This window comes from Mycobacterium florentinum (assembly GCF_010730355.1).
GTDB classification, from domain to species: domain Bacteria; phylum Actinomycetota; class Actinomycetes; order Mycobacteriales; family Mycobacteriaceae; genus Mycobacterium; species Mycobacterium florentinum.
Window position 1 is genome coordinate 5,623,731 of record NZ_AP022576.1, and the last position, 13,126, is coordinate 5,636,856.

Annotated in this window: 12 protein-coding genes; 11 read left to right on the forward strand and 1 reads right to left on the reverse strand. The window is 67.4% G+C overall.

Translation table 11 applies throughout. From position 1 onward, the window contains the following. The first annotated feature begins 18 nt into the window (after positions 1-18). The 11 genes from G6N55_RS26545 (at position 19) to G6N55_RS26595 (ending at position 11,555) form a co-directional block, all read left to right on the forward strand. Complete coding sequence (locus G6N55_RS26545) at positions 19-909, forward strand: 16S rRNA (uracil(1498)-N(3))-methyltransferase (RefSeq protein ID WP_085220636.1); 891 nt, start codon at positions 19-21, stop codon at positions 907-909. Next, positions 881-1,939: a PhoH family protein gene (locus G6N55_RS26550; RefSeq protein WP_085220635.1), complete on the forward strand. Its 1,059-nt coding sequence runs from the start codon at positions 881-883 to the stop codon at positions 1,937-1,939. The genes G6N55_RS26545 and G6N55_RS26550 overlap by 29 nt, the downstream gene beginning before the upstream one ends. An 18-nt stretch (positions 1,940-1,957) precedes the next feature. After that, complete coding sequence (gene ybeY / locus G6N55_RS26555; protein ID WP_085220634.1) at positions 1,958-2,491, forward strand: rRNA maturation RNase YbeY; 534 nt, start codon at positions 1,958-1,960, stop codon at positions 2,489-2,491. A 41-nt stretch (positions 2,492-2,532) separates the two neighbouring features. Further along, positions 2,533-3,756, forward strand: a complete 1,224-nt coding sequence (locus G6N55_RS26560) for a hypothetical protein (RefSeq protein ID WP_085220633.1) — start codon at positions 2,533-2,535, stop codon at positions 3,754-3,756. A 5-nt stretch (positions 3,757-3,761) separates the two neighbouring features. Then, positions 3,762-5,066, forward strand: a complete 1,305-nt coding sequence (locus tag G6N55_RS26565; protein ID WP_085220632.1) for a hemolysin family protein — start codon at positions 3,762-3,764, stop codon at positions 5,064-5,066. After that, positions 5,059-5,379 (forward strand): cytidine deaminase, encoded by a 321-nt coding sequence (locus G6N55_RS26570; RefSeq protein ID WP_085220631.1) that lies wholly within the window; start codon positions 5,059-5,061, stop codon positions 5,377-5,379. The genes G6N55_RS26565 and G6N55_RS26570 overlap by 8 nt, the downstream gene beginning before the upstream one ends. Further along, positions 5,376-6,275 (forward strand): GTPase Era, encoded by a 900-nt coding sequence (gene era / locus G6N55_RS26575; RefSeq protein WP_085220630.1) that lies wholly within the window; start codon positions 5,376-5,378, stop codon positions 6,273-6,275. Before G6N55_RS26570 ends, era begins: the two co-directional genes overlap by 4 nt. Positions 6,276-6,398: 123 nt before the next feature. Then, positions 6,399-7,865 (forward strand): EspB family ESX-1 secretion system-associated protein, encoded by a 1,467-nt coding sequence (gene espB / locus G6N55_RS26580; protein WP_085220629.1) that lies wholly within the window; start codon positions 6,399-6,401, stop codon positions 7,863-7,865. Beyond that, positions 7,862-9,817 carry a hypothetical protein gene (locus tag G6N55_RS26585; RefSeq protein WP_085220628.1) on the forward strand — a complete coding sequence of 652 codons (1,956 nt, stop codon included), beginning with the start codon at positions 7,862-7,864 and terminating at the stop codon, positions 9,815-9,817. Before espB ends, G6N55_RS26585 begins: the two co-directional genes overlap by 4 nt. 123 nt (positions 9,818-9,940) lie before the next feature. Continuing rightward, the gene (locus G6N55_RS26590; protein WP_085220627.1) at positions 9,941-11,170 is read left to right on the forward strand and encodes an EspA/EspE family type VII secretion system effector; all 1,230 of its coding nucleotides are present in this window, start codon (positions 9,941-9,943) and stop codon (positions 11,168-11,170) included. A 70-nt stretch (positions 11,171-11,240) separates the two neighbouring features. Continuing rightward, on the forward strand, positions 11,241-11,555 hold the full coding sequence (locus G6N55_RS26595; protein ID WP_085220626.1) for an ESX-1 secretion-associated protein: 315 nt from the start codon (positions 11,241-11,243) through the stop codon (positions 11,553-11,555). Between the two features lie 69 nt (positions 11,556-11,624). Here the strand turns inward: G6N55_RS26595 and G6N55_RS26600 are convergent, their stop codons facing one another. Next, positions 11,625-13,100 (reverse strand): amidase, encoded by a 1,476-nt coding sequence (locus tag G6N55_RS26600; protein WP_085220625.1) that lies wholly within the window; start codon positions 13,098-13,100, stop codon positions 11,625-11,627. Between the last annotated feature and the right edge of the window lie 26 nt (positions 13,101-13,126).

Below are 13,126 nucleotides of genomic sequence, written 5' to 3' on the forward strand. Positions count from 1 at the left end.
ACGACCCGAGGCCCACACATGGTGGCGACGCTGTTCTACGCCGAAGCATTGCCCGACACCGGTGGGCTGGCCGTCGTGGACGGCGATGAGGGGTTTCACGCCGCGACGGTGCGCCGGATCCGGTCCGGGGAGGAACTGGTGCTCGGCGACGGCGCCGGTGGTTTGGCCCGCTGCGTGGTCGAGCAATCCGGGCGCGACGGGCTGCGCGCCCGGGTGCTGGACCGCTGGACCGTCGACCCGCCGCAGCCGTCGGCGACGGTGGTGCAGGCGCTGCCCAAGTCCGATCGTTCGGAGTTGGCGATCGAATTGGCCACCGAGGCCGGCGCGGATGCGTTCGTGGCCTGGCAGGCCGCCCGCTGCGTGGCCAGCTGGCAGGGCGCCCGCGTCGAGAAGGGGCTGCGCCGCTGGCGTGCGGTCGCCCGGTCGGCGGCCCGGCAATCGCGGCGGGCACACATTCCACCCGTCGACGGTGTGGTGTCGACGGCGGCTCTGGTCCAGCGGATCCGCGACGAAGTGGCCGGTGGCGCGATGGTCGTGGTCCTGCACGAGTCGGCGACCGAGGGGATCGCGGACGTCGCGGTGGCGCGGGCAACCTCACTGTTCCTGGTGGTCGGCCCCGAGGGCGGTGTCGCGCCCGAGGAGCTGGCGGCGCTGACCGACGCGGGCGCCGTCGCGATACGGCTTGGCCCGCAGGTGCTGCGGACTTCGACGGCCGCCGCGGTGGCCCTGGGCGCGCTCGGCGTGCTCACCGGCCGATGGGAGCAAACCGTCGAGGTGGGGCCGCCGGGGCCGCTCGCGGCTGACCAGACGGAGCCCTCGGCGTACACTGAGGCATCCGCACAACCCCTGACGAGCCGAGAAGGCAGGCACCGGAAACCACGTGACGCCACGCGAGACCAACGCTGCTGATGCAGCTGGGGCCCTGCAGGCCGACGCTCAGGTGCGCAGCAGCAACGACATTCCTCCTGATCTCGTCGTCGGTTTGCTGGGCTCGTCAGACGAGAATCTGCGCGCCCTCGAACGCGTACTCAGCGCCGACCTGCATGTTCGCGGCAACGCCGTCACCATCTCGGGCGAACCGGCCGACGTGGCGCTCGCCGAGCGCGCGATCTCCGAGCTGATCGCGATCGTGGCCAGCGGCCAATCGCTGACGCCGGAGGTGGTGCGTCACAGTGTCGCCATGCTGGTCGGCACCGGCGACGAGTCACCCGCGGAGGTACTCACCCTCGACATCCTGGCGCGCCGGGGCAAGACGATCCGGCCCAAGACGCTCAACCAGAAGCGCTACGTCGACGCCATCGACGCCCACACCATCGTGTTCGGCATCGGGCCGGCCGGTACCGGCAAGACGTATCTGGCCATGGCCAAGGCGGTCCACGCGCTGCAGTCCAAACAGGTCACCCGGATCATCTTGACCCGACCGGCCGTGGAAGCCGGTGAGCGCCTTGGCTTTTTGCCGGGCACGCTGAGCGAGAAGATCGACCCGTATCTGCGGCCGCTGTACGACGCCCTCTACGACATGATGGATCCCGAGCTGATCCCCAAGCTGATGTCGGCCGGGGTGATCGAGGTGGCGCCGCTGGCGTACATGCGGGGACGCAGCCTCAACTCCGCTTTCATCGTGCTCGACGAGGCACAGAACACCACGCCCGAGCAGATGAAGATGTTCCTCACCCGGTTGGGGTTCGGCTCCAAGATGGTCGTCACCGGCGATATCACCCAGATCGACCTGCCGGGCGGAGCGAAGTCGGGCCTGCGGGCGGCCGTCGACATCCTCGAAGACATCGACGACATCCAGGTTGCCGAGTTGACCAGCGCGGATGTGGTCCGGCACCGGCTGGTCTCCGAGATCGTCGACGCCTACGCCCGCCACGAGGACACGGATGCCGGCATGAATCGGGCCGCTCGGCACGCATCCGGGACCCGAAATCGCCGATGATGATGCGGTGAGCCGGCCATGACCATCGAAGTGTCCAACGAATCGGGCATCGACGTCTCCGAAGCCGAATTGGTGAGCGTCGCGCGGTTCGTCATCGCCAGAATGGACGTCAATCCGAGCGCCGAACTGTCGATGGTGTTGCTGGACACGGCGGCGATGGCGGACCTGCACATGCGTTGGATGGACCTGCCCGGTCCGACCGACGTGATGAGCTTCCCGATGGACGAGCTCGAGCCCGGCGGCCGGCCGGACGCACCCGAGCCGGGGCCGTCGATGCTGGGCGACATCGTGCTGTGCCCGGAATTCGCGGCCGAGCAGGCCGCCGCGGCGGGCCACAGTCTCGGACATGAGTTGGCGCTGTTGACGATTCACGGCGTGCTGCACCTGCTTGGTTACGACCACGCCGAGCACGACGAGGAGAAGGAGATGTTCGCCCTGCAGGGGCGGCTTCTCGAAGAGTGGGTAGCCGAACAGGTCGAGGCGTACCACTACGACCGGCAAGACGAGAAGGATCGCCGGTTGCTGGACAAGTCAAGGTATTTCGACAATTGAGCCTTTTAAAGAGAGCACTCTGGATCGCGGTTTGCGCCGCCATGGCGTTGGCGCCGTTGGTGGTGCTGGCCGGTACGACCGGTGTGGCACAGGCGTCTCCGTGCGCGGGCGAGGGGTCGAACCCCGTGTCCTGCCAGCACTGCCTGTTTTACGTGAACGCGTATCACACCGCGAACGTGTGCAACGCCCCCGCGCCACGGCCGGCCCCGGCACCGACGAGCACCCCGGTGTACATCCCGGAGCCACCGCCGCTGCCCCTGCCGCCCACTTCCACGCGCCCGGCTCCCACACCGGTGCAGACCCCGAAGATCAATCCGCAGGCCCCGGGTGCGCCCAGAAACGTCGGGGTGATGGCACCGCCGAAGAAGCTGGACGCGCCACCGCAGGCGGTCGCGGCGGCCAAGGCCGCACCCGCGGCACGGCTCAATCTCGCCGACCCGCCGAAGCCGCCGACCCCGACGGACTTCAACCAGCAGGTGCAGAACGTCATCACCGCCCACAGCGAAAACATCGACCAGGTCAGGGCCGACAACAAGGTGCTGGTCCGGCCCCGGCACTGGGACTTCGTCGACTACGACGAGTATCACCGCCCGACCCTGTACAACCCGCTCAGCCAGGCGATGACCTTCCGCTACACCTACGACGGCGCTTCCCAGGATGCCTACCTTCCGGCCGGTGGCCGGATCGTGCTGGATGCCGGCACCGTGGGCCTGGTGTCGTTCACCGCGGTCGGCGAGAGCTATCTGGCGGCGGGCAGCTTCTACGGCGGGGCCTTCGTGCCGCCGCCCAACTGGCAGGGTCCGCCGCCGCCGGAGTACGTCGCCCCGGCACCGCCGACCCTGTACCAGAACGTGTTGGCCGACGTCCCCGCCGACAACCAGATCGTGCAAATCGGCCAGGTGGCGGTGGTGGGGCGCGACGAGAGCCAACCCGTCGGCAGTCAGGACACCTTCCTGCTCGACGACACCACCGTGGCCTGGGGCCAGGTCGTCGATCCCACCACCGGCGTGCAGATCAGGGTGAGTAAGACCCAGTCGCTGCCGGGCTTCGGGCCGACCGACAACGGCGACTTCCTGGTGGCGCTGGCCGTTCGCGGAGACCAAACCCAACCGGCGCAGCCCGCCCCGCCCGTCCAAGCCTGGTGGCCGTGGGCGGTGCGATACGGGCTGCTGGTGATGGCGGTCGTCGTCATCGCCGGGTTGCTCAATCGGCGGGGCAAGGGTGACGAGGCCCAAAAAGAGTCCGCGACCGAGTCAAGGCATTAGCGCCGTTGACCGGGATATCTCAGCTACTCGGCGCGATTGCGTTGATCTGTCTGGGTGGGGCATTCGCGGCGATCGACGCCGCGATTAGTACGGTTTCGGTGGCCCGGGTGGCCGAGCTGGTGCGCGATGAGCGCCCCGGTGCCCGGTCGTTGTCGAGGGTGATGGCCGACCGGCCGCGCTATATCAACTTGGTGGTGCTGTTGCGCATCATCTGTGAGGTCACCGCGACCGTGCTGCTCGTGGTGTTTCTCTACGACAACTTCGGCCTGAATTGGGCGGTGTTCGGCGCCGCGACCATCATGGTGCTGACCAGCTTCGTCGTCATCGGGGTGGGTCCGCGGACTCTCGGCCGCCAGCATGCGTATTCCATTTCGCTGGTGACAGCTCTTCCGCTGCAAGTGATTTCGACCCTGTTGATGCCGCTCAGCCGGCTGCTGGTGCTTATCGGTAACGCGCTCACACCGGGTCGCGGCTTGCGCAACGGCCCGTTCGCGTCCGAGATCGAGCTGCGCGAGGTCGTCGACCTGGCCCAGCAGCGCGGCGTGGTGGCCGCCGATGAGCGCCGGATGATCGAGTCGGTGTTCGAACTCGGTGACACACCGGCGCGTGAAGTGATGGTGCCGAGGACCGAGATGATCTGGATCGAAAGTGACAAATTCGCCAGCCAAGCCATGAACTTGGCCGTGCGCAGCGGACATTCCCGCCTTCCGGTGATCGGCGAGAACGTCGACGACATCGTCGGGGTAGTGTATCTTAAAGACCTTGTCCAGCAGGCGTTTTCGGCTGCCGATGGTGGCCGCGACACTAAGGTGTCGGAGGTGATGCGCCCCGCGGTGTTCGTGCCGGACTCCAAGCCGCTGGATGCGCTGCTGCGTGAAATGCAGCGCGACCGCAATCACATGGCGCTGCTCGTCGACGAGTACGGCGCGATCGCCGGCCTGGTCAGCATCGAAGACGTGCTGGAGGAGATCGTCGGCGAGATCGCCGACGAGTACGACGAGGCCGAGGTGGCGCCGATAGAAGATTTGGGCGACAAGCACTTTCGGGTGTCGTCGCGGCTGCCGATCGAAGACGTCGGCGAGCTCTACGACGTCGAATTCGACGACGATCTCGACGTCGACACGGTGGGCGGCCTGATGGCTCTGGAGTTGGGCCGGGTTCCGTTGCCCGGCGCCGAGGTGGTCTCGCACGGCCTGCGGCTGCGTGCCGAGGGTGGCCCCGACCATCGCGGGCGGCTGCGGATCGGCACCGTGCTGCTGAGCCCGGTCGAATCGGAGGAGCACGAGCTGGAGGACACTCACCATGGCTGAGCAGCTCGACGCCGAGGACGAAAAGCTGGTGGTGCTGGCGCGCGCCGCGATGGCCCGCGTCCAGGCCGACGGTGCCGCCTCGGTGCGAGATGTCGACGGCCGCACGTATGCGGCTGCGCCGGTGGACTTATCGGCGTTACGGCTCACCGGGCTGCAGGCTGCGGTGGCCGCGGCCGTATCCAGCGGGGCCACCGGCCTGGAGGCCGCCGTGCTGGTGGCCGGCTCGGCAGACGACCCCGGCATCGCCGCGGTGCGCGAGCTCAGCCCGACCGCCGCGATCATTCTCACCGACCGTGCCGGCACCCCGTTATGAGCGAATTCCGTTCGGGCTTCGTATGTTTGGTGGGCCGGCCGAACACCGGCAAGTCGACGCTGACAAACGCTCTGGTCGGTACCAAGGTGGCGATCACGTCGAAGCGCCCGCAGACCACTCGCCACACCATCCGCGGCATCGTGCACCGGGAGAACTTTCAGATCATCCTGGTCGACACCCCGGGCCTGCACCGGCCACGCACCCTGCTGGGTAAACGACTCAACGACCTGGTCCGCGACACCTACACCGAAGTCGACGTCATCGGGCTGTGCATCCCGGCCGACGAGGCGATCGGTCCTGGAGACCGCTGGATCCTCGACCAGATTCGTTCGGTCGCACCGAGAACCACCCTCGTGGTGATCGTCACCAAGATCGACAAAGTGCCCAAGGACCGGGTGGCCGCCCAGCTGGTCGCGGTCAGTGAACTCGTCGACGGCTCGGCCGAAATCGTCCCGGTGTCGGCGGTGGCCGGCAGCCAGGTCGACGTGCTGATCGACGTGCTGGCCGCGGCGCTGCCTCCCGGCCCGGCGTATTACCCCGACGGTGAGCTGACCGATGAGCCCGAAGAGATCCTGATGGCCGAGCTGATCCGCGAGGCCGCGCTGGAGGGGATTCGCGACGAGCTTCCGCATTCGCTGGCGGTGGTCATCGACGAGGTGAACGAGCGGGAGGATCGCGACGACCTGATCGACGTGCACGCGCTGCTCTACGTCGAGCGGGACAGTCAGAAGGGCATCATCATCGGCAAGGGCGGGGCCCGGCTGCGCGAAGTGGGGACGGCGGCGCGGGCTCAGATCGAGAAGCTGCTGGGCACCAAGGTCTATCTCGACCTGCGCGTCAAGGTCGCCAAGAACTGGCAAAGCGACCCTAAACAGCTTGGACGGCTTGGCTTTTAGCCAAGTCTTTTGCGGCATCGAGGTTCGGCCCAACTGATGGGCCGATCGGTTCCAAGAATCCTTTGAGGGTTTGAGGAGAAGGTCTTCTCCAACGGTCCAGACAGCCGAAGGAGGACCACCGCCATGACGCAACCGCTGACAGTCAACGTCGAAAAGCAGGAACTGCTCGCCAGGGCCGCCGAGCTGGAGGAGCCGATTCCCGGCCTGCCCTCGGAAATGCAAGCTCTGCAGGCGCCGAGCAACCTGGCGCCGACGGTCGCGGCGGCCGAACAACTGGTGTTGTCCGCGAACAACATGCGGACCTACCTGGCCGTGGGTGAACGCGAGCGGACACGTCTGGCGGAGTCGCTGCGCAACGCGGCCGACGCCTACGAGGATGCGGACGAGAGTGCCGCGCAGTCTCTGCAGAACGGAACCCCGGTGTCCAACGCCCCGGTCAAGCTCGCCGATCAGGTGGTGGATCGGGCCGCGCTGAAGGACACGCGCCTGGCGGCGGACCCGCTGCCGGTCGAATTCCAGGCGGTCAAGCAGCGGGCGTTCGACTTGGAGCAACCCGACCAAGGCGCCGCGTTTCTTGCGTTCGCGGATGCGTGGGCGGCCTATCGGGTGGCGCTGCTGCGGGCCGCCAATCGGTTCCGGCCTTTCACCGAATGGTCGGGCACCGCGTGCTCGGCCGTCGAAGCAAACTTCGATCAACAGCGAACGTGGTTGAACGCAATGGCGGACTTGTGCAACCAGCTCGTCACGCAGGCCCACACGGTCGTCGATGCGCACAAGTGGATGCGCAGTGTGCACATCGTCTATCCCGATTACAATCCCGCCGGCGGTGACTACGTCCTCGACTACGCGGAGATTCTGCGGTGCGAAGAAACCTGGGAAAGGATTTGGGACGACCCCGCTCAGGCGCCATACAAACAGTCCTATATCGAATTCTTCCAGAAGGCGCAGGAAAAGTCGGACGAGCTCGTCTCCGAATTTCAGCAGAAGGCGACCCTGCCGCTGGCCCCGGTCAACCCTCCGAAGCCGCCGGAGGCTTACCCCATCGATCCGCCGTCCGACAGCGGTGACATTCCCGACGACGGTGGGACAGTCCTGCCCGACGGCTCAGCCGGTGACGCGTCGGCCGGGGTTCCCAGCGTCCCCAGCATTCCGAGTCTGCCTTCGGCCGGCACCCCGAAGACGCCCGCGGTGCCGAACCTGGCCGGTGTGAAAGACACCAAGGTACCGGGTCTGCCGAAAGGGGGATCGCCGTCACTCAAGCCCGCGTCGGCCGGCCTCGGCGGGCTCGGCGTGCCGTCGACGCCGCTGAAGGATCCGTACTACTCCTCGGCGTCGCCGGGCCCGGCGGGAAAGGGCGGCCCAAGCCCGGCCTTTGCGATGCCGGGCGCGGGCCCGGGCGGCTCGATGGGCCCGGGCGGCATGGGCGCGGCTCCCCTTGGCGCCCAAGGCGATCGGGGTCTCGGCAAGGGCAAACGACTGCAGCAGGACGACGACGCGATCTACACCGAAAACCGGGCATGGACCGAAGGCATCATCGGGCGACTCCCGGTACCGAAGAACGGCACCGATCAGAAGGGCCAGAAGCCATGAGCATCGTGAAGCCGACGGGTCAGTACGCCGAGCAGATGCTCGAGCCGAACGGGTGGCCGCAGGTCGATGAGGACGCCTTGTACGACCGGGCTCAGCAATACACGAGGGTCTTGTCGGATGTCACCGAGGTCTTGCAAGCCTGCCGGCACCAGCGGATCGAGGTCTTCGAGGTCGGCGTCTGGACGGGCGGTGCCGCCGGTGCCGCCGGCGACGAGCTTGGCACGCGCATCGATGATCTGACGACGCTCCAACGCCGTTTGGCGAGAGTTATTGCCTGGCAACGTGATATCGCGGGCTGGGTAGTTCGAGCCAAGTCGGAGATCGGCGACAACGTGGAGCTCGCCCACCGGCAGATCAACGACCTGGAGAATGACGCCGGCCTCGACGACGCCGCGCGGACCGACGCGATCAATGCGGTCCTCAGCGCGACGCACGCGGCGAATGCCGGCGTGGTTACCGACACCGCCGAGCAGATCTTGGCAAGCAAGCAAGCGCAGCCTCCGGTTCATGCCCTGCGGAATCTGCTGAGCCAGCAGGCTTTACCTCCCGAAGACGAGTCCCAAGCGAGCACTCCCGCGCGGCCTGCGTCGGTGGACCCGGCGCCGATCGCGCCGGCACTGCCGTCGTCGTCGATTCCGGGTGTCGGCCAGCGGCTCACCGCGGCGCTGCCTCCATTGCCGGAGCCGGCGTCGGTTTCGCCATCGCAAGGTCCGGCATCGTTGTCCCCGGCGGCCTCCGTCGCCGCCTCCGCGGCCGCGATGCCGGGTGCTTCCGGCCTGCGTCCGGCGGCGTTGCACGGTTCGGCGACAGCACCGAATCCGCATGGGGGTGTGCGGAGCGACGGTGTGTTGTCGGTTCGGCCGTCGTCGGGATACTCGTCGCCCACCCAGACCGACGACACCGGCACTGCGGCCCTGCCCATGGCACCGGGCGCGCCGATGACGCCGGCCGCGGCCGGTGGTGGTCAGAGCGCGGGATCGGGTTCGCGTCCGCCGATCGGACAGGCGTCGTCGGGCAAGGCGTCCGCGGTGCGACCGGCGGCAGCCGCCAAGCCGGCGCCGCGGCACCGGGCCGCCGTGCGCAAGCAGTCGACCGAAACCACCAGTGTTCCTGAAACCGTTGCGGTCCAGTTGGTTTCGGTTTCATCGGCGCGAGCCGCGCGTGATGCCATCGCCGATGCCACGGTCGGTAACGCGGCGCGTGGCACCGGATCCGATGGGCTACGGCTGGCGCGGCACGTCGCGGCCGCCCTGAATGCACCCGTCGCCGGCAGCACGCCGGATATGGGGTTCTTCTGGGTGACCGCGGTGACCACCGAAGGCGAGATCGTGGTGGCCAACAGCTACGGGCTGGCCTACATTCCCGACGGGGTGCGATTGCCCGAAAAGGTGCACATGGCAAGCGCCGACGAGACGATCCCGGCCTTTGAGCGGGCGCGCTGGGCCACCTACCCGGTCCTGGCCGTGCAGGCCTGGGCGAGCCATCACAACGCCGAGTTGCGGGCGGTCATAGGCACCCGCGAGCAGTTGGCCGATTCCGATCCCGGCGTGGCCAAGATTGTGTTGAGCCCGGATGACATCCCGGCCGGCGGCGAGATACAGGGACGAACCCGGCTCGAAGTGGTGGACCCGGCAGCGGCCGATCGATTGGCAGCGACGCCGGATCGGGGGTTGCTCGAGCTGATACCCCCGGCGCCCGTTGGCAATCCACCGGCCAGTCAGCGTGCCATGCTGTGGCTCGCGGTGATGCAACCGCTGGCCAGCAAGCTGGCCGGCCGCCAGGCCGCGCATCTTCGGGCGATGCACGCCTACGCCGTCCACACCCAAGAGGTCGTCCTGCACCGGGCCCACACCGCCGCGGACCCGGCTGCCCAGCGTGGCAACGTCGCCGAGTGGCTGTACTGGAACCACCTCGCGACGCGACTCGACGTCCCCTTCGCCGAGGCAGCGTAATTCGCAAACCCGCTCCAAGAATCTGTCAAGGGCAATTGCCGAGAATTCTTTCAACGGCCGGAGAGCCACCGGCCGGGTTCATCGCCGAACCTCACCAAACGCATCGAGAGCAAGGAACCACAGATGACCGTATTTGTAGATGCCGCACGGCTTGTCATCAACCTGGGCAGCCTGGGCGAGCAATTCAAAGGCGCCGGCAGCTCAAACTTCAGCGGTGAATATCTGGCGTCGAGTGTGACAAGCATGGGCGCTGACGCGCTGTCCGGTGGCCTGGTCGGCTACAAGCTGATTCAGCAATATCGACTGTCGCGCAACATGTCTCCCGAAGAGTTCGACGCGGTCGGCGGGAACAAGGACACCACCAGTCTGATCCTCAAGACGCTCACCGTCGTCGATATTGTGGAGCTGACGACCGGATTCGGGCCGCCTTGCGACGGAGCAGATTTCATCGCGGGTTCGCAACAGCTCACCGAAATCTCCGAACGGCTGAAGGCGGCCCTCCCCGACGACGGCTGGCAGGGTGATGCGTCGGACGCGTATTCCCAGCAGGTGGCCGCACTGAGAACTCTCGCGCAGGCGATGGCCGAGCTGGACCGCCAGGCTGCCGACATCACCAAGAATCAGGCCGAGTGGGTCACCCACATGCGGTTGGCCTTCGGCATATTGAAGGACCTACTGATGGCGGCATTTGGCATCGAGTTGGCCCTGAAGCTGTCGGCACCTCAGCCGGCCGGCCTCGCCCTGGCCGCAACTTTCGCCACCACGGTTGCCATCCTGGGGATCGGTGCTGCCAGCTCCTTCGTTGTCACGCTGCTCCACTACTCGCAGGAAAATGCAAGCAAGGCAAACGATTTGACTAGCGAGTACCAAAAGCTGGCGCCGAGTGCGACGGGTACCACGTCCGCCGAGTCGCAGGTGGCCGTCGCGGTGAAGTCCACCACGCCCGACTTCGGCGAGGTCTCGCGGAAGATGACCGACGTGTTCAGCGCGGTCGACGTCGTCACGACCGACGCTTCGGCCAAGCAAGGCGCGCTGACCAACGCGGAAGAACCTCCCCGGCGACGTGTGCTGGGTGTCCCGGATGAGGCGACTCCCGCGGCCACGTCGTCCCACAGCGTTGCGCCCGTGGCCTCGGTTGCTCAAATACCCGGAAAGGCACCGCGACTCAATCAAAATGCGGGGCCGCGCCCGATTTACCCGGTGCCCCGGACGGGCCAGAAGGCTGGTCTCATCGAGGAGGAAGGGTTCGCCGACGACGTCGAGGACGCCGCAGCGGCCCGGGGTACCGAGGGTGCCGAGCGCGCACCGATCGAGTTCACGGCGGCCGAGGCCACCGTACGACGCGCCGGATAGACCCGTAGGTACACCCAAAACTGTTGTGAATAACCCGATACAGACTTGAAAATCAAAAGGAGATCAACCCATGTCCGATTTAGTCGTCACACCGAACTACCTCGACGAGCTGGCCACCATTGAGAACAAAGCGTCCGCCAAGATCGGATCCGCGGCCGAGGTAACCAAAGGGATCAGCTCCGACCTCTGGCTCACCCACGGTGTGGCCAGCGAGCCCTCCAATGTCGCGCTGACCCGTGTGCAGGACGCGCGGCGGTCCACGGTCGAAGCACTGCAACGTGTCTGCCAGGACCTCGCCGTCAAGCTGGGCACGGCCGCCGACGCCTACGCCAGCACTGACGAGCGGGCCGCCGGGAACATCGACAAGCGAGTCGTCGTCCACTGATCGGATGAGGCACGCTCACCCCGGTGAGCGTGCCTCATTGTCATCGAGAAGGGCTGTGCACCAACGTTTCTAATCGTGCGGACGGAAGTGTTCGTGCTCCCACCACACCTTCGGCTGTTTGGCGGCCCAACCGCAGACGGCCTCCAACTCGGCGGCCAGCGAGATCAGCATGCCCTCGCTGTTCGCCGGGCCCATCAACTGCACACCGATCGGCAAGCCCTCCGAGGTGAACCCGGCCGGCACGTTGATCGACGGCCAGCCCAGCACGTTCCACGGCCATGTGGCCGGGCACGCCTTGATCATGGCGCGGTCGGTGCCGAAGCCACTCAGCCGGTCGAAGGAACGGGCCAGCGGGGGCGGCTGCGCGGTCGTCGGGGCCACCACCACGTCGACGATGTCGAAGATCGAGCCCACCCGGCGCTGCAGCGCGGCTTCGTGCACGCGCGCGTTGCGCAGGATCGCCTGCCCCAGTACATGGCCCATCCGCAGGTTGGAAAGGGTGCGGGGGTCAAAGACGACGCCGTCACCCAGTCGCTCCTCCCATTCCCGCAGTCCCGCAGTCGATCTGGCCAGAAAGTCCCACCCCAGCCGCACACCGTAGTCCGGGTTGCCGCTCACGACCGTGTGGCCCAGCAATTGGAGCTGCTTGCTCACGGCACGGGTCGCGGCCAGGATCTCGGGATGCAGCTTGGCCCGAAAGAAGGTGTACGCGAACCGGGTTGACAGCGCGATGTTCAGCGGCCCGGGCGCGATGCTGACGTAGTCGGACGCCCGCAGCGGCGGCGGCTTGTGCCGATCACCCTCGACATTGCCCGACGCGGCATCTAGCACCAGCGCCGCGTCGGCCACCGTGCGGGCCAGCACGCCGTTGACCGTGATCCCGTTGAACGACTCCGGCAGTGGCCAGGTCGAGATGCGGCCGCGCTGCGGCTTGATCCCGACCAGGTGCGTCCACGCCGCGGGGATGCGGATGCTGCCGGCGCCGTCGGAGCCGATCGCGGCGGTCACCAGGCCCGCGGCCACCGCGGCCGCACTGCCGCCCGACGACCCGCCCGGAGTGTGTCGCCGCGACCACGGATTGCGGGTGTACCCGAACCCGGGCCCGCTGGTGAACGGCCACTGGCCCAGCTCGCAGGTATTGGTCTTGCCGACGATCACCGCCCCGGCCGCCTTGAGGCGGCGGACCACCTCCGAGTCCTGGGTGGCGGGCGGGACGTGGCCGTCGGTGCCGAAGGCGGTGGGCACACCAGCAACATCGACGTCGTCTTTCACGGCGATCGGGACACCCAGCAACGGCGCCGTGTCGCCCGCGGCCCGTCGCCGGTCGGCCGCGGCCGCGTCGGCCAGTGCCGACTCGGTCAGGACCACCCGGAATGCGTTCAGCGAGGACTGGCTGGCGTCGATCGCGTGCAGCGAACGACGCACCAATGTGTCGGACGTCACCGAGCGGCTGTTCAGCTGATAGAGCAGGTCAGTGAGTGTGGGCAGGCGCGTGCCACGGGATCCGGAAGCGGACCCGGAAGCGGACTCGAAAGCGCCAATCACGGGGTACGAGACTATCGGCGCGGATC

What these genes read in the sequence shown, in the direction of transcription:
- G6N55_RS26560 (WP_085220633.1), top strand. Translation starts at nt 2,533, where the DNA reads ATGGCGTTGGCGCCGTTGGTGGTGCTGGCCGGTACGACCGGTGTGGCA.
- G6N55_RS26545 (WP_085220636.1), top strand. Translation starts at nt 19, where the DNA reads ATGGTGGCGACGCTGTTCTACGCCGAAGCATTGCCCGACACCGGTGGG.
- espB (WP_085220629.1), top strand. Translation starts at nt 6,399, where the DNA reads ATGACGCAACCGCTGACAGTCAACGTCGAAAAGCAGGAACTGCTCGCC.
- ybeY (WP_085220634.1), top strand. Translation starts at nt 1,958, where the DNA reads ATGACCATCGAAGTGTCCAACGAATCGGGCATCGACGTCTCCGAAGCC.
- era (WP_085220630.1), top strand. Translation starts at nt 5,376, where the DNA reads ATGAGCGAATTCCGTTCGGGCTTCGTATGTTTGGTGGGCCGGCCGAAC.
- G6N55_RS26590 (WP_085220627.1), top strand. Translation starts at nt 9,941, where the DNA reads ATGACCGTATTTGTAGATGCCGCACGGCTTGTCATCAACCTGGGCAGC.
- G6N55_RS26570 (WP_085220631.1), top strand. Translation starts at nt 5,059, where the DNA reads ATGGCTGAGCAGCTCGACGCCGAGGACGAAAAGCTGGTGGTGCTGGCG.
- G6N55_RS26595 (WP_085220626.1), top strand. Translation starts at nt 11,241, where the DNA reads ATGTCCGATTTAGTCGTCACACCGAACTACCTCGACGAGCTGGCCACC.
- G6N55_RS26585 (WP_085220628.1), top strand. Translation starts at nt 7,862, where the DNA reads ATGAGCATCGTGAAGCCGACGGGTCAGTACGCCGAGCAGATGCTCGAG.